The sequence below is a fragment of the Natrinema saccharevitans genome (genome assembly GCF_001953745.1).
Classification (GTDB): Archaea; Halobacteriota; Halobacteria; order Halobacteriales; family Natrialbaceae; genus Natrinema; species Natrinema saccharevitans.
On the sequence record NZ_LWLN01000001.1, the window covers coordinates 445,317 to 460,768 of the forward strand.

Sequence of the window (15,452 nt, forward strand, 5' to 3'; positions counted from 1 at the left end):
GAGAGCATTTGAACTAGGTTCTGTGTATGATTGGTTGGTGAGTTCCATAAATCAAAAACTGTCCCAAGAAGAAATTCAGTAAGGATTGAGTACAGCCCGAGAGCTATCGATGTAATAAGGGTGGTAAGCGCAGATACTCCCCGAAAGAATACCGTTTGTAAGAACTCTCGCGGCCAACTTACATACTGTTCAGTAAACGGTTGCTTCCTTGGGTTCTTTCGTTTCCACCATCCGTAGAGGGCATTCATCTTGCGACGTATATACTGCAGCACTTCAAACATATCTAATAGTTACTCTAATGGCACTTGAACCTACTTCGTTTACCGTCCAGTGGGTTTGTAGAAGTACTAACTGTAGTGATGTCCGAGAAGTAGAGTAGTATAGGCTCTTCTGTCCTCTTATATCCAGGTCAAATCACCCAGAACCATTCTCTGAGTTTGTGTCTGATTTTTCACCAGTGACTGCTGGAACTGGAACAGTTGTAGCAGCAGTTGCTGCTGGTGGTTCAACGTGGACTGCTTTAGCGATGCCGGTGATAGAAGCAAAGAAGGTTACTATCACAATTTCTGAGAAGGGGCCAGAACAGAGGTAGTTCACTAAACCTGCAAATGCAAGGATCACTGTAAGCCATGGTCCCCACTCCAATACCCATGTAGCGACTTTGTGTTCCCTTTCGCTTTCAGCAACAAGTATGACCTTTGGTAGACGGCATTTGATCTCCATGCTAGTAACTCCCCACTCAGATAGAAAATAGTGTAGTGTCATTTCCATAGACAAAATTTCCTGTGTCCGAGAAGATTAGTAGGGCCGGACGATCGTCTGTACGGGAATGGCTGTTTTCGGTCAGGAACTCACCTTTGGATAGAGAATACGGGAGTTACAGCGTCCGCGAAATCAACCAGCCATGCAGCGAATTTTGAGAGGGGATTGGTCAGGTCCTCACGTTCTAATGCGTCCTGACGTGCCCTGTCGAGATTCCTACTACACTCGTGATGGCAATCATGGATGCGCTGCTTCTGTTCGAGTGTTAGCGGAGCTAAACCTTGATAGTCATCTCCCAACACCCACCGACGCATTGTATGGTCACTATTCTCATCAGGAAACCGCTCGTAGAGTTCCTTAAACTCCTGATGCAGAAAGTCTCTCTCTGACATACCTTCCTCATCTGGATTTATTGCCCCGAGTCGGCGAGCACTTAAATCTGAAAGGCGTTCGTATGAATATCGTTCTCTAAGTGTGCTTAGTCTCTCTTCCAAGAACTTCTCGTTATTAGATGGGTCCGGGTCGTCGGCAAAAGGTGGATCAGATTGATTTGTTTCTCTATTGTCCGTGCTCATGACGCTTAATTGTCTGGAGAGCCGAATAAGTGCTTTGGGGGACTCCTTGGCTGATAAATATGTATCCGTAGTTACTGCGAGCGCTGTGTCCGAGAACTCCGGTAGAGTCGGACAGAATCACCCCGATCTCCCCCTCGAGGACCACCGAAAGAACTAGATTGCTGGCGGTTTTTGTCCGGAATGCAGGCAACCCGGACGCATGAATCTCCAACAGCACGAGAACCGCGACGACATGAAGGTCTGGCTCAGCCAGAACGAAGTAGAACAGTTGCTCGAGGTGGCCGACGATACCCAGCAGCGAATTGCATTCGCACTCGGAGCGCGATGCGGCCTCCGCTCACACGAAGTCCTCGACGTTGCGCCGGAGGATATCGTCGATACCGACGCCGGGACGATGCTCCGCGTCTGGCACGGGAAGGGCGACAAGTTCCGAGAGACGCCGGTCCCGCGAGATCTCGCGACGACGATCCGGACGGTCGACGACGTACGCGACGCACCGACCAGCTCGTCGCTCGTCGAGATCACCAGTACGCGGTCACTCCGGCGGTGGGTCCGATCGGCTGCCGACCAGCTGTACGACGAGACGGGAGACGCTGGGTGGGACCATCTCGGCTTCCACGATCTCCGCCGGACCTGGGCGACCGCGCTCGCCTCCGACGACGTTGATCCGCTACTGGTCTGTGACTGGGGCGGATGGAACGATCTCGAGACCTTCCTCGAGCATTATCGAGGAAGCTACAGCCCTGAAGCACAGCAGCGGGAGCGTGAGAAAGTTGGTTGGCTCTAAGCTACCGCTCAATATATGTGCGGACTTAGCGTTGTTATTTCCGTTAGTGCCGGTGATTATGGTAATGGCATTCTGAAAACAGTTCGCATATTCACCCACCTATATCTACGATAATGCACAACCATCAAATATTTATCATCTCTTTGAGTCTATGAATCCATATTCTGATTTGATCTCTGATAGTAATTTCATGTCTATGAGCCGATAACGCCTCTGGAAATACATTCTTAGCCTCTTGTTCATCTGTAGCCATAAATTCCATGCCCGTTGGGTAGCCACTGTACCGGTCATTTTGGAGATCAATAGTTGCAGCAAATGGAGTGATTATTACAGTCTGTGATTCTCCAGTGAATTCTTGATATTCCACAACGAAGCAGAATTTAACTTCTTTAATACCATCTTGTTTCATTTCGTTAAAAGCCTCCAAGAGCCATTTCATGTCCCAGGTCTCGGAGTCTTCTGTTTCTCTAACTCCAATTTTAGGTTTGCAACTAAACTCTTCTTTTTCGCCTGGCTGTAATACAGAACCTTCTACTCCCTCTAGTCCATCTTGATTCAGATAAACACCGACTTCAGAATACTTCTGTTTGTAGTCTTCTGGAACCGTAAAATATGTTATCAACTTTAGATCCTTAGCAATACCATTTCCGTAATTGCTTAGGCTTATTTCACTCTCGATCGTATCAGAATCCTGTAGTTTACCAGATACAATTGCCTTATGATCTGCTGCTAAAAGTTCCTTCTGCTGGCCGTAAAGCCGATAGAGAAGGTAAGATATGATGACGGAAAATGAAGACAAAATCACCTCTGCCCAACCCGTAAGCCATTTTGGTGGTGAGGATAGTTGTAATGAAATAGCTAATAGATAATCCAACATATTGTATAGTAACGAATTCTGGCTACTCACCCTATCCTTTACGATATGGTTTCCCTTTTAGGCGACCACGACTAATTATGTGCGCATATTGAAAGAGTATATCTTCATTGTTCGGATGATAATAGATAGTCTGCGTTCAGTACACGGCTTCTAATAGCTATCGAGGAGGTGCATGACAACTTCCGGAAGGCCTTCGTCTGTACTTATTGCTGATAGTCGGTAGCCGAATGGGTATAATTAGAGGAGACTATGAATCGTAGGCTGAGGAAGGTTCTCTACATCTAATTCTCCCTCGAGATACCTCTGACCTCTACCCGTGATCTCGTACATGTGATGATCACTAAACACGGGTGTCACCAGACCAGCCTGTGTAAGCATCCTGCACCGCTCTTGAATCCTCCCTCGAGAAGCATTGAATCCCATAGCCTGTTCCATGTAGCGAGGGGTTGACCAAGAATCCTCTTCGAGGTACTCGAGGATTCGTTCATCGAGTGTACACATCCATCGAGCTGGTCTTCGGTCCGTCACGATTCCGAGGTTTCACTCGCCGTAGGGCCGTCTCTCGAGCCGTTTCCGTTAAGGTAGACTCCGTTTTCAGCGTCGTACTCCTCATCAAGATAGGCCTCTCCTCGATCAGTGATGATATATACGCCATTTCCGAGCGGAGTCAGTAATCCGTTTTCGGCGAGCTTCTTACAGCGTCGTGAGACAGAAGAATGAGAAATCCTGAGACCCTCTTCTTCGGCAAGTTCACCGACTGGTTTTGCGCCTTCCTTTCGTAGAGTCTCGAGAATACGATCGTCCCAGATCGTCATCCACGTTCCCGACTTCCTCATTACTGCCCACTTCAGAACACACAAACCTATTCCTACGGTTTTCCCCACTCCATAGAACTATGACCTACTTTAGTCAGTCGTTGCATTTATGCAGAGTGAGCCTATACACAGAAACACGGAGCTACCAACTTGGCTGAAGATGACTCTTGTTGGTATGTGAGACCGGGCGGCGCTGGCACGCCGCCCAGAAGGTAGCTCCGGAATCCACAATGAATTGCGGAACTCTCGTGGGGCGTGTACCCCACGCACGGCAAGAGGCATCGCCATCCAAAAGGTCTGACGCTCGGTGCGCCTGCGGCGCTCGAGCGGACGGCTACGACGCGGGCAGCGACGAACCGGCTTGTCGCTCTTGCGTGCCCTTCCGAGCTGACGGCGGCCCGACTGCGGGATCCCCCGAGGCGCGACGCCAAGCGGACGCGCTCGAGACGATCGCCAGCGAACTGCGGTATCAGAACGCGGTTCTCACCGAGGTCATCAACACCCTCGACGCGATCCACGGTGAGGGGATGCGGTCACTAACGGCGATTCACACGGCGATCGAGGACCACGAAGTGACTCGTCGCGAGCAGGAGGGGATCTAAGATGGTCGACGACGCGCTCGTCGATGCGGTCGAATCGATCCCGGACGCTGATCCCGACAGCATCGCGCAGTACGACGACGATTGCGGTCACTTCGTAATCCACAGCGATGCTGACGAGCAAGACGTCGACGAGATCGACGCGGCCCTCGAGGACGCGGGCTACGAACGCGACGGGCATCTCCCCGTCCCCGACATGGTGCAGCAGAACTTCCGTCCGCTCGAGGACGGGGAGGGGGATGACGAATGAGCGGGAACAGCCTCTATTCCTGCGAGACACCCAGCTGCGACGGGTGGAAAGAGGTCATCACGCCCGACGGCTACGTCTGCGAGGACTGCGCGGCCGAACTCGAGCAGCAGTACGAGGCCGGGCCAGAGATAGCCACCGACGGCGGCGTCGCCGTCCCGGACGCGACGACGGTCGCCGACGAACTGCCGACGCCCGACGATCCCGGCACGATCCCACTCCCGCACTCGTTCCTGGTCACGGCGTCGGGCCCGGTGACTCGCGTCTCCGAGCGGAGCGATGCCACGATCGAGAAGCGACCGGTCACCGTTTCGGTCGAGTACCGCCTCGAGACGCTGGCGGAGTTCATCGACTTCTGGAAGCTCCGCGATCGCCGGCGCTGGAAGTCCGCCGCGGTCGAGACGCTGCTCGGAAACGAAGACCTCGAGACGAGCTACGAACTCACTCGGAGCCACATCGAGGACTGGGATGTCGTCGCCGACGGCCGCGTCGAAGCGTTCGCCGGCCTCGGCCAATTGATGGTCGACTACGACGGGGCTCCGGACAGCACCGATCTCCCGAGGACGATCGTCGATCGGCTCCACCTCGCCGGCGAGGATCACCGCGGCGTCGACGAGATCGTGATCGAGTTCGCGCGTGAACTCCGCCGGTCGGAGCTGTGGGGAACGGGCGTCGACCTGGCGTACATCAACGCGAAACACGCCCAGCACGAGGATGTCGAGGACGACCTCGAGCGCGTTCTCGAGAACCTGCAGGAGGGATCGGCATGACGGTCGTACCCGAGACGGTGACCTGCAGGACCTGCGGTGAACCCGCGCGACGGGTCGCGTGGGGATCAGCGGATACGCCCTGCTACCGCTGTACCGAGTGTCACGCCGGCGGCCACATCGTCCACACCGAGGACGGTAGAGAACTCCGCCGAGGCGGTGTCTTCTGCCGGCTCAGTAACTACGCGACACGGAGGATCAGCGCATGAGCGAGGACGACGCGATCTCGATCACGACTGAACTCACGCGCGGTACGTCGACCGACGATCGCGACAAGATCCGCGCGGAGGTCAGCGCCGAGACCGTCGACGAACTCGATCACAAACTCGAGCGTGTTCGCCGGCAGCTCGAGGACTGGGCCGACGAGGTCCGGAACATCCAGCCGGAGAACTCTCGCAGTCGTCGGCTCGCTGACGATCAGTCTGAACTTGGGGAGGTCGAAGCATGATTGGTGACTCCTTGAGCAGTGCTGAACGTACACGCGTCCTAAATCTGTACGCAGGAATTGGTGGCAATCGAAAGCTCTGGGACGATGTTGAAGTGACGGCCGTCGAGATCGACGACGAAGTCGCTGCCGAGTATCAGCGCCACTACCCAAAGGATGACGTGGTCGTTGCGGACGCTCACACGTTCCTGAAACAGCACTACGACGACGGTTGGGATTTCATCTGGGCGAGTCCACCGTGTCAGAGTCATTCGAGAGTTAGCTACGCGATGTGGCACTCCGATAAGGCACATAATCGGAATAGGTCGCCTGAATACCCCGATATGCGGCTCTATCAGGAGATTGTGTTCTTAGATAGGTTCTTCGACGGGGATTGGGTCGTTGAGAACGTTGAGCCGTACTACGACGAATTGATCCCCGGACAGAAGGTCGGGAGACATCTCTTCTGGTCCAACTATCATATCCCGGATTTCGAGGAACCGGCGCGAGACTTCCCGTTTACAAGTGGGAATCCGTCTGACCGTGAAAAACTCGAGTCTTGGTTAGGGATCTCTACCTCCAAGAACATCTACCTCGGCACCTCAAACGATCCGACTCAGGTGCTGCGGAACGCAGTTCACCCTGAACTCGGGAGGCACGTCTTCGACTCGAGGACGGGTACCTACGAACAACAGACGCTAGTTGCAGCGACGGATGATGGGAACGCGCGAACGCCACAGTCGAAGTCTGAACATGGGGGTGGCCAATGAGCGACGATCTCGCGCCGCTGTCACCCGAGGAAGGCGTCGAGCGATTCCTCCGTCATCGCGAGCCCAGCGTTCGGGAGTCGACGCTCCAGAACGCGCGGACGCGGCTCAACTACTTCCTCGAGTGGTGTGACGAGCGCGATATCGATAACCTGAACGACCTCTCTGGTCGCGACATCGCCGATTTCGTCGCGTGGCGACGCGGGGATATCGCCGCGATCACGCTACAGAAACAGCTCAGTAGCATTCGGGTCGCGCTCCGTTGGTGGGCCGATATCGAAGCCGTCGAGGAAGGGCTCGCTGAGAAGGTCCACGCGCCGGAGCTGCCGGACGGAGCCGAGTCGAAAGACGTGTTCCTCTCCGCGGATCGTGCGGAGCGGGCGCTGGCGTACTACAACCGGCACCAGTACGCGAGTCGCGAACACGCCTTGTTGGAACTCATGTGGGAGACAGGGATGCGCCGGAGCGCAGTTCACTCGCTCGACGTCGACGATCTCGAGCCAGACGAACACGCGGTTCGAGTCGAACACCGAATCGACGAGGGGACGAAACTCAAGAACGGCGAGGCCGGCGAGCGATGGGTCTATCTGGGCCCACAGACGTTCCAGGTCCTCGAGGACTACGTCGACAACCCCGACCGAAATGATGTGGTCGATGAGTACGGTCGCCGTCCGCTGTTCACGACTCGGAAAGATACCCGGCCGCAACCGGGCACGATCTACAACTGGGTCATGCGGGCGTTGCACCCCTGTTCCTACGCCGAGTGTCCACACGATCGGACGCCGGAGAGCTGCGATGCTCGAGGGCGCAATGCATCGCTCAGCAAGTGTCCGTCGTCACGATCGCCGCACGCAGTCCGACGCGGTGCGATCACGCACCACCTGAACAACGATACCCCACCTGAGACGGTGGGTGAGCGAATGGATGTCTCGCTCGATGTTCTGTATCGTCACTACGATGCACGAACTGACAAGGAGAAAATGCAGGTCCGACGCAAGCACCTAAATCGGTGATATCATGGAATACAGAGCCATATACGTCGAAACAGTGTGGGCTACCATCCCGGCGAGTCCACTTCTTCACGTCGATCCGCTCGTTCAGTCGTGGACTCGCCGTAGTCACACTCGCTTCGCTCGCGTGACTCCCGGGAGTCCTGATTCCTGTGGGACACACAGTCGTGAACTGGAGGAGACTCCAAACAGCAGGGACTCGTCTCGAGTCCGTTCATGCGGATCGCGTCGGTCTCGACTGGTGGGGAGACGAGCGCTCGGGGACATCCTCGAGGTCGGGCGTAACGTGCCAGGATTTCTGGCCGGTCGGAGTGTCGACCCAGACGACGGGCCATCCATCGTGCCAGTACCAGCCGGCGGTATTCGGGCCCCAGGTAAGGCGGATCGCTCTCGCGAAGGCGATCGCGAGGAGATTCCGGTCGTGGTAGACCTCGTCGAGAGGCTTCTCGTCAGTCGGTGGTGGGTTGTCTGCACCCATGCTTCGATGGCACTCGAGAGCGAGTGATAGCGGTCGGGAATATCATAGTATCGTACTAATAAGATTAATGCTTAAACAGATTCAGACCAAGTTAGGAACGTAGCCATGCCGATCCACCAGTTGACACGAGTCGGTCGTACGTCGGGCGGTGTTGTACTCCCGAAGAGCGACCTTCGGGCGCTCGGATCGGTAGACGAAGAGGGCAACGTGAAAGATCAGCCAGTACGGGTGACACGGACTGATACGGGAACGTGGGAAGTTTCCGTTATTGACCCAGAAGATTATCCGCCCTCAAACAGGTGAATTACAGTCGTTTTTCCTTACTCTCGAAAGCTAATAGTGAAATACAAAGATAAGCCGTTCCGATTTGGCTGACTTTCCGGCGTTTCTCTTACTCACAGAAAGCAAGGTTGTGTTGGGAAGTTTTATCTATAGCAATCCCATAAATCCTTACAGCAACGATGACTCTCCAAGAAGCTGTTCGCGATGTCAGTGAACAGTACGATGTCCCGGACAACGAGCGGCTCCGGGAGTTGGCGCGATCGAACGCGCACCTCCGCGACTAAGTCTTATTCCGCCTCAGAACTGCTGTTTTCGCTACGTAGGAAGTCGACGAATCCCTCTTCGGATAGTGCCGGCTCCTGAACGAGGTTCCCCTCCCCACCTCGAGTGGCCAGTTCCTCTGCGAACTCGATGCAGTGTGCCTCGTGCAGCTCGGCGTATTCCTCCCACGCCTCGTAGTAGTGCATATCGAGGTCGTAGTCCTCGAGGGGAATCTCGATATCGTGCTTTCGGCGGACGATCACACACCCGTTCTGTTTCAACGTGAGGAAGTACAGGTTGTGTCGTCGAACGGTGAGCAGCCGCTTTGACTCGACGATGTAGGGGTCGACCCACTCACGCCATTCGTACTCTTCGGTGTGTGTTTTCGGCGTTTCAAAATCGGCCCCAGCTGCCTCGAGATAGGTCTGTGCCATCGTGATCCCCGTTCGGTGATTCGCGTTCGGAAGCGAGTGTCTCAGGATCAGATTCGACATCAGGCTCCCGGCAACATCCGTCGCCGATCCATCCCACGAAACGTGATCGACCGCTTCGGGGACTCGATCGATCTCGAGATCCTTGTAGATCGCGAGTTCACTCCCGTTCTCCTGTTCTTCCTGTTGCATCTCCGCGAAGAACTGGAGTAACCAGATCGCGATGACCCGGCTCGTCGGATCCATCGGCTCTAAGTCTTCCTCCAACTGAGCGGGACTGATTTCCCGATCGAGATCGCCAGCCGTCCCCGAGACACCCGTTGTATAGAGAACACGCACGTCGCCGTCCGGGAGCGAGTAGTCCATCACCTTGACATCGGCGTTGGGTCGCGGAGTTTGTCCTCGAACGCATCCGGGTCCGTACTGACATCCTCGAGGGAATAGTTGATATCGTCCGGATGGTGGTGCTGCTGGACAACTCGAGTCGGCATCTGATTGGCTTACTACTACGAGGAGAGACGGATATATCCATTGTCCTTAGTGTCTCGCGGTGTCCGCGAACCCCGTCCTCGAAGACAGCGGTAAGTACGGTTGAAGCACATATCGGTCAGTATGGTACCCCTTCTCGTTAAAAGATTTTTCAACCACGACTGCGGAATATTATATAATCTGGATGGGTGATCTCCCTGAGGTTACGACGACAGCACTCTCACTCGAACACGACCGGACAGCTGACGGTTGTAATGTGAGTACTGCCGTTGCCGAATTATCAACTGGTGTAACAATCAGGTTGCAAATCGCGGATCATTTCATAGGGATTTCGGAGCTTCCGGGTGTTGAGCGAGAATTAACTATTCTTGCTCACCCTGCGAATCAGGTTACAGCACAGGAAGTGAACACCCCACGAATAACTACACCTGCCGTGTGGTATTCGCAGTGGAACGCAGACTGTTATGGGATTGTGAAAGACAGAGAAGTTGATGCGCTACCCCGAGCTGATGTTCAGTTCGATATCCTTGACGTAGGAGTTGGATCGATCTACTTGCATCCAACCGTTCGAGAATATCTACCGGAATCCGAGTTACCGCTTCACTACGGCGACACTCTCTACGTCTCAGCCTCGCCACTCGTGATGTGGGAGCCACATTCCTGACTAGCAAATGCCGGCGGGAGTAGATAAACCTCGGCGACTGATAACTACAAGGTGTTACGCGTCGCCGTCGAGGAAGGCTACTACGAGGAACCTCGCAAGGTCACCTACGGGGACATCGCCGCCCGACTGGACTGTTCTGCGGGAACGGTCGGCCAACACCTCCGTCGAATCGAAGCCCGGCTCATGTCGTCGCTCATCAGCGGCGCCGCCGAGCGGGCCACCGAGACCGACCGTCACCCCGATCCGGCGGCGACCGGCCCGTCGCGATAGCGCCCGTCTCGGACCGTGGCCATCGTGACAGCCAGCATCGAGCCGACGAGGGCCGTACTCAGCGCCGTCCCGACGAACGGAACGAGTCCCAACAGCCACGCCGCGAGGCCGAAACAGACGACGAGCGCGAGCAGCCGCCAGCCGATCCCGCGGGTCGCGCGAGCGCTCCGGGTAAGTGCGGTGACCGGCCCCGAACCGGTGACGACGAACGCGGGCGCGAGGAAGAACCGCACGAACGCGGCGAAGAGGGGGACCGCGAGTACCGCTCCGAAGACGAGCCCGACGTCACCGAGGGAGCCGACCACCCGCCCGACCGCATCGAACAGGACGATCAGTCCGAGATACGCCAGCCACCGCCGTCTCCATCGCGGCCGGTCCCAGCCGTCGCCGATCGCGAGCGTTCGTGCGATGGTCACCGTTCCGGCGGCCGCGACGACCGCCAGCGCGAGGGCCTCGAGACCGATCGCCCAGACGAGATAGGGGAGTTTCAGGTCGACGAGCGCCCCGAGCGAGCGGACCGTGTCCGGGACGCCGGTCGGGTAGCCGGCGTATTCGATCCCGATCGAGACATCGTCGCCGGTGACCTGCGTCGGAATCGGGTCCCACCGCCGGAGCCGATCGAGGAGCGCGAGGACGAGTCCGGCCACGGTAAACGGCACCAGCAGCGCCGGATCGCGTCGGAGACGCGGGACCGCACCGGCGATCCCGGTCGGCGGCGTGTCGGCGTCGTCAGTCGCTGCTCGTTCCCGGTCGTCGCCGTCGCCGTCGTCGTCAGTCATGGGTTCCCCCCAGCGCGAGGACGCTGTCGCCGTCGACGACGTAGAGAACGCCGTCACCGACCGCCGGTTGCGAGAAGAACCAGTCGGTTTCGCGGGTGAACCGCCGGTCGCCCGTGGCGGCGTCGAGGACGACGAGGTCGTAGCCGCCGGTCACGTAGACGACGCCGTCCGCGACGATGGGGGCCGCTTCCTGGGTAAACGACAGCGTCCACTCCTCGGCCCCCGTCTCGAGGTCGCGCGCGTGCAGCGATTCGGTGCCGTCCGCGAAGAACACCCGGCCATCGGCGACGGCGACCGCGCCATCGGTCGCGTTCCCCTCGAGGTCCCGCGACCAGCGAACGTCGCCGTTCGCCTCGTAGACCGAGAGACCGCCTCGAGTCGGGACGACGACTCCGTCGGCCGTCGCCGTCGGCGGGAGTACCATCCCGTCGTCGAGTTCGTCGCTCCACACGACATCGCCCGTTTCGGCGTCGAGGGCCCGGACCTGGGACGGCCAGCCGGTGACGAAGACGGTCCCGTCCTTGACCGCCGGCCGTCGCACGGTAACGCCGGACCCGTCGCCGGCGTCGAGCCGTCGCCGCCACCGTTCGCTGCCGTCGGTGGCCCCGAGCGCCACGACCTCGCTCCGGTCGGGGATGGCGACGTACACCGTCCCGTCCGCGGGGACCGGAGTTGCCCCCTCGAGCGCCTTCACGGGCGGTGAGGACGGAGACGGGCCCGGTCCGTCCCATCGGTTCGCACCGAGTTGGACGCCGAACGCCCGGAGGCCGCCGTCGGCGTTCAGGCCGGCGATGCCGTCGTCCGTCCCGACCGTTAGCGTTCCGCTCCGGTAGATCGAAGGGGAGACGTAGGCGGGACTGGAGCTGTGTTCGATGCCGTACGAGAACCGATCGTCGCCGCTCGCGGCGTCGAACGCGACGAGTTCCTCGTTGCCGGCATAGATCGTCCCGTCGACGACCACGGGCGGCGTGACCGCGAAGCCGCCGGTGTCCTCGAGTTGCCCCTCCCACGCGAGTTGCAGGTCGTCTTTCGGGCCCACCGCGTCGGGGCTGTGGCCGGTTCCGGCGGCGTCGTAGCGGGCCATCGGCCAGTCGATCGTCGTGGCGTCGGATCGGTCGTCGACGGCCGCGTAGCCGCCGACGAGGCCGGCAACCCCGAGGACGCCGCTCGCGATCGCCTGTCGTCTGGAGGGCATTCCTGTGAACGTGTATGTTCAATAAGTAAATACGTTCACTTTCGATCCGGTTGCACCACGGGACCGGACTCCGGTCTCGAAACCGCGCGGGGAACGACGGGTGGCCGCTTCGAAATGCTTTTAGGCGCTACACGGGGATAGTAGGGTAACTGAGTGATATCATGGACGTCGACATCATTTCCGAAGAGGAAAACCCCATGTTGCATCGGACCGACGTGACCTTCGAACTGTCCCACGAGGACGCGACCCCCGAGCGACTGCAGGTTCGGGACAGTCTGGCCGCGAAGCTGAACAAGGACGCCGACGAGGTCGTCATCCGCAAACTCGACACCAAGTTCGGGATGCGAAAGACCGTCGGACAGGCCAAGGTCTACGAGACCGCCGACGACGCCCGCGACGTCGAGCAGGACCACATGCTCGAGCGAAACAAGATCGGCGCCGACGACGAAGCAGAGGCCGAACCGGAGGAAGCCTAAATGGCGCGCTACGAACTCTACAACGACGACGGGAGTACCGAACGCGAACAGTGCCCCCGCTGCGGTGACGTGTTCCTCGCCGACCACGGCGACCGCAAACACTGCGGGAAGTGCAGCTACACCGAGTGGGAGTAAGGCGGGATCGACCGCAGCGCGATCCCCCGCGAACCGCAACCGGTTTCTCTACGCGCCGCGGCCGAGCGGCGGTAGCGACCACACGTGAGTTCTGACACCCGCATCCTCGGTATCGAGGGCACCGCCTGGGCCGCCAGCGCGGCCGTCTTCGACGCCGCAGCCGACGACGTCTTCATCGAGAGCGACGCCTACCAGCCCGAGAGCGGCGGCATTCATCCGCGCGAGGCCGCCGAACACATGCACGAGGCCGTGCCACGCGTCGTCGAACGCGCCCTCGAACACGCCCGCGAGACCCACGACGGTCCCGCGAGCGAACCGCCGATCGACGTCGACGAGCGGAGCTCGTCGGGCCAACAGGCTGCGCCTGTTGACGCCGTCGCCTTCTCGCGCGGTCCCGGACTGGGACCGTGCCTGCGCGTCGTCGGCACCGCCGCCCGCGCGCTGAGCCAGGCGCTCGAGGTACCGCTGGTCGGCGTCAACCACATGGTGGCTCACCTCGAGATCGGTCGCCACACCTCCGGGTTCGACGCGCCGGTCTGTCTGAACGCCAGCGGCGCGAACGCGCACCTGCTGGCCTACCGCAACGGGCGCTATCGCGTCCTCGGCGAGACGATGGACACCGGCGTCGGCAACGCGATCGACAAGTTCACGCGCCACGTCGGCTGGTCCCACCCCGGCGGGCCGAAAGTCGAGGCGGCAGCGGAGGACGGCGACTACGTCGACCTCCCCTACGTCGTCAAGGGGATGGACTTCTCCTTTTCGGGCATCATGAGCGCCGCCAAACAGCGCTACGACGACGGAGTGCCGGTCGAGGACGTCTGCTACTCCCTGCAGGAGAACGTCTTCGGCATGCTGACCGAGGTGTCCGAACGCGCCCTCTCGCTGACCGGCAGCGACGAACTCGTCCTCGGCGGCGGCGTCGGACAGAACGCCCGCCTGCGCGAGATGCTCGCGGAGATGTGCGCCCAGCGCGGGGCCCGGTTCCACGCGCCCGAGCCGCGTTTCCTGCGGGACAACGCCGGCATGATCGCCGTGCTGGGCGCGAAGATGTACGAGGCCGGCGACACGCTCGCGCTCGCGGACTCGCGCGTCGATCCGGATTTCCGGCCGGATCAGGTGCCCGTCACGTGGCGGGCGAGGTCCGAGCGAAGCGAGGACCTCGGAACGGCGAGCGGTGACGCAAGGAACCGCGAGCGCTCCGACGAACCGGACCTCGCAGTGGGACGTGCAGACGGCGACACGCAGGTCCGCGGGGCCGAGGCGCTCGTCGACCTCGAGCCCGCGGCCGGCCGCGTCGCCAAACGCCGCGAGGCAAAGACCTACCGCCACCCCGAACTCGACGACCGGCTTCGCCGCGAGCGGACGACCCTCGAGGCCCGCCTGACCAGCCTCGCCCGCCGCGAGGGGGTGCCGACGCCGGTCCTCTCGGACGTCGACCCCCGCGAGGCCCGACTGGAACTCGAGTACGTCGGCGAGCGGGACCTCCGCGAGTCGCTGACGGTCGAGCGGGTCCGAGACGTGGGACGACACCTCGCGCGGCTGCACAACGCTGGTTTTGTCCACGGAGATCCGACGACGCGTAACGTTCGTACGAGCGACCGCCGTACCTACCTCATCGACTTCGGCCTGGGCTACCACACCGACCACGTCGAGGACTACGCGATGGACCTCCACGTCTTCGACCAGAGCCTCGTCGGGACCGCCGACGACCCCGAACCGCTGCGCGAGGCGGTCCGTGCGGGATATCGCGAGGGCGGCGCGGAGCGCGTCCTCGAGCGGCTGCGGGCAGTCGAAGGCAGGGGCCGCTACCAGTCGGACGCGTAGGGCGGGTCGGTGATCCGACTGCCGGCGGCCGATCTCGGCGACGGCACCAGCACACAATCCCTTTATTGGGGGACGACGTATCGCCGAGCATGGCAGACAAGTCCACGTCCGGTGAGATCCTGGGGGTACCGTACAACTTCGAACGACCGAGCATCAGTCGCATGCTCTCGTCGTACTGGCAGCCCGGCGAGGGGATGCTCGTCGAGAAGCCCTTCGGGGTCGGCTACACCCTCAACCTCGCCAACTGGCGCTCGTGGATCGTCGTCGCCGTCGCCGGCGCGTTGCTCTGGCAACAGGAACAGGGCGCGTCCGGGGACGACGAGGAGTCGGTCGACGAGCCCGTCGAGGTCATCGTCGACGACACCGACGACTAAGCGCGCTTCCTTTTTAGCCGCGCTAGTAGCTCTGAGAGCGCCCATGCATAATTCCGTATGTCGGTGTTTATCTCACTGATCTCTTTGCTTAAACTGTTTTATTATGAGTGGGAAATGGATACTAAAATGGAGGAGATATTACTGTCAATCGCAGTAATCGCGAT

Annotated in this window: 22 protein-coding genes; 14 read left to right on the top strand and 8 right to left on the bottom strand. The window is 59.3% G+C overall.

The annotated features are described in order from the left end of the window. Positions 1-414: 414 nt before the first annotated feature. Together A6E15_RS20205 and A6E15_RS02325 are read right to left on the bottom strand one after the other, a co-directional pair. On the bottom strand, positions 415-723 hold the full coding sequence (locus A6E15_RS20205; protein ID WP_139326554.1) for a hypothetical protein: 309 nt from the start codon (positions 721-723) through the stop codon (positions 415-417). Between the two features lie 128 nt (positions 724-851). Then, positions 852-1,337, bottom strand: coding sequence for a hypothetical protein (locus tag A6E15_RS02325; RefSeq protein ID WP_245800515.1), 486 nt, complete (start codon positions 1,335-1,337; stop codon positions 852-854). Between the two features lie 199 nt (positions 1,338-1,536). On the opposite strand from A6E15_RS02325, the gene A6E15_RS02330 reads away from it, so the two are divergent. Beyond that, positions 1,537-2,124 (top strand): tyrosine-type recombinase/integrase, encoded by a 588-nt coding sequence (locus A6E15_RS02330; protein ID WP_076143263.1) that lies wholly within the window; start codon positions 1,537-1,539, stop codon positions 2,122-2,124. Positions 2,125-2,248: 124 nt separating this feature from the next. On the opposite strand, the gene A6E15_RS20210 is transcribed toward A6E15_RS02330, so the two are convergent. Further along, positions 2,249-3,001 carry a hypothetical protein gene (locus tag A6E15_RS20210; protein WP_139326555.1) on the bottom strand — a complete coding sequence of 251 codons (753 nt, stop codon included), beginning with the start codon at positions 2,999-3,001 and terminating at the stop codon, positions 2,249-2,251. 524 nt (positions 3,002-3,525) lie between these two features. Beyond that, on the bottom strand, positions 3,526-3,837 hold the full coding sequence (locus tag A6E15_RS02340; RefSeq protein ID WP_076143267.1) for a winged helix-turn-helix transcriptional regulator: 312 nt from the start codon (positions 3,835-3,837) through the stop codon (positions 3,526-3,528). Positions 3,838-4,190: 353 nt separating this feature from the next. Between A6E15_RS02340 and A6E15_RS21300 the strand changes: the two genes are divergently transcribed. The 7 genes from A6E15_RS21300 to A6E15_RS02375 are packed head-to-tail and all read left to right on the top strand — an operon-like array spanning position 4,191 to position 7,633. Beyond that, positions 4,191-4,418 (top strand): hypothetical protein, encoded by a 228-nt coding sequence (locus tag A6E15_RS21300; protein ID WP_245800516.1) that lies wholly within the window; start codon positions 4,191-4,193, stop codon positions 4,416-4,418. 1 nt (position 4,419) lies between these two features. After that, positions 4,420-4,665, top strand: coding sequence for a hypothetical protein (locus A6E15_RS02350; protein WP_076143270.1), 246 nt, complete (start codon positions 4,420-4,422; stop codon positions 4,663-4,665). Further along, positions 4,662-5,432 (top strand): hypothetical protein, encoded by a 771-nt coding sequence (locus tag A6E15_RS21305; RefSeq protein WP_245800517.1) that lies wholly within the window; start codon positions 4,662-4,664, stop codon positions 5,430-5,432. The genes A6E15_RS02350 and A6E15_RS21305 overlap by 4 nt, the downstream gene beginning before the upstream one ends. Continuing rightward, positions 5,429-5,638, top strand: coding sequence for a hypothetical protein (locus tag A6E15_RS02360; protein ID WP_076143272.1), 210 nt, complete (start codon positions 5,429-5,431; stop codon positions 5,636-5,638). The genes A6E15_RS21305 and A6E15_RS02360 overlap by 4 nt, the downstream gene beginning before the upstream one ends. After that, a complete protein-coding gene (locus tag A6E15_RS02365; protein WP_076143275.1) occupies positions 5,635-5,877 on the top strand; it encodes a DUF7389 domain-containing protein in 243 nt (80 codons plus the stop codon). The genes A6E15_RS02360 and A6E15_RS02365 overlap by 4 nt, the downstream gene beginning before the upstream one ends. Further along, positions 5,874-6,623, top strand: a complete 750-nt coding sequence (locus tag A6E15_RS02370) for a DNA cytosine methyltransferase (protein WP_076143277.1) — start codon at positions 5,874-5,876, stop codon at positions 6,621-6,623. The genes A6E15_RS02365 and A6E15_RS02370 overlap by 4 nt, the downstream gene beginning before the upstream one ends. Continuing rightward, a complete protein-coding gene (locus tag A6E15_RS02375) occupies positions 6,620-7,633 on the top strand; it encodes a tyrosine-type recombinase/integrase (protein ID WP_076143280.1) in 1,014 nt (337 codons plus the stop codon). The genes A6E15_RS02370 and A6E15_RS02375 overlap by 4 nt, the downstream gene beginning before the upstream one ends. Before the next feature lie 211 nt (positions 7,634-7,844). Here A6E15_RS02375 and A6E15_RS02380 read toward each other — a convergent pair whose 3' ends face one another. Further along, positions 7,845-8,108 carry a hypothetical protein gene (locus A6E15_RS02380; RefSeq protein WP_076143282.1) on the bottom strand — a complete coding sequence of 88 codons (264 nt, stop codon included), beginning with the start codon at positions 8,106-8,108 and terminating at the stop codon, positions 7,845-7,847. Between the two features lie 569 nt (positions 8,109-8,677). Beyond that, positions 8,678-9,448, bottom strand: coding sequence for a hypothetical protein (locus tag A6E15_RS02390; RefSeq protein ID WP_245800518.1), 771 nt, complete (start codon positions 9,446-9,448; stop codon positions 8,678-8,680). 307 nt (positions 9,449-9,755) lie between these two features. Between A6E15_RS02390 and A6E15_RS20215 the strand changes: the two genes are divergently transcribed. Beyond that, positions 9,756-10,235: a hypothetical protein gene (locus A6E15_RS20215; RefSeq protein ID WP_139326556.1), complete on the top strand. Its 480-nt coding sequence runs from the start codon at positions 9,756-9,758 to the stop codon at positions 10,233-10,235. Positions 10,236-10,286: 51 nt separating this feature from the next. After that, positions 10,287-10,505: a helix-turn-helix domain-containing protein gene (locus A6E15_RS02395; RefSeq protein WP_394329266.1), complete on the top strand. Its 219-nt coding sequence runs from the start codon at positions 10,287-10,289 to the stop codon at positions 10,503-10,505. Here A6E15_RS02395 and A6E15_RS02400 read toward each other — a convergent pair. Together A6E15_RS02400 and A6E15_RS02405 are read right to left on the bottom strand one after the other, a co-directional pair. Next, the gene (locus A6E15_RS02400; protein ID WP_076143286.1) at positions 10,469-11,284 is read right to left on the bottom strand and encodes a hypothetical protein; all 816 of its coding nucleotides are present in this window, start codon (positions 11,282-11,284) and stop codon (positions 10,469-10,471) included. The genes A6E15_RS02395 and A6E15_RS02400 overlap by 37 nt on opposite strands. Further along, a complete protein-coding gene (locus tag A6E15_RS02405; protein WP_076143288.1) occupies positions 11,277-12,479 on the bottom strand; it encodes an outer membrane protein assembly factor BamB family protein in 1,203 nt (400 codons plus the stop codon). Before A6E15_RS02405 ends, A6E15_RS02400 begins: the two co-directional genes overlap by 8 nt. A 161-nt stretch (positions 12,480-12,640) precedes the next feature. Here A6E15_RS02405 and A6E15_RS02410 point away from each other — a divergent pair, with 161 nt between their 5' ends. The 4 genes from A6E15_RS02410 (at position 12,641) to A6E15_RS02425 (ending at position 15,288) form a co-directional block, all read left to right on the top strand. Then, the gene (locus tag A6E15_RS02410) at positions 12,641-12,955 is read left to right on the top strand and encodes a 30S ribosomal protein S24e (protein ID WP_076143290.1); all 315 of its coding nucleotides are present in this window, start codon (positions 12,641-12,643) and stop codon (positions 12,953-12,955) included. Beyond that, positions 12,956-13,090, top strand: coding sequence for a 30S ribosomal protein S27ae (locus A6E15_RS02415; RefSeq protein ID WP_006181525.1), 135 nt, complete (start codon positions 12,956-12,958; stop codon positions 13,088-13,090). An 84-nt stretch (positions 13,091-13,174) separates the two neighbouring features. Beyond that, positions 13,175-14,914: a bifunctional N(6)-L-threonylcarbamoyladenine synthase/serine/threonine protein kinase gene (locus tag A6E15_RS02420; protein WP_076143292.1), complete on the top strand. Its 1,740-nt coding sequence runs from the start codon at positions 13,175-13,177 to the stop codon at positions 14,912-14,914. Positions 14,915-15,003: 89 nt separating this feature from the next. Beyond that, positions 15,004-15,288, top strand: a complete 285-nt coding sequence (locus A6E15_RS02425) for a DUF5808 domain-containing protein (protein ID WP_006181523.1) — start codon at positions 15,004-15,006, stop codon at positions 15,286-15,288. Positions 15,289-15,452 lie beyond the last annotated feature (164 nt).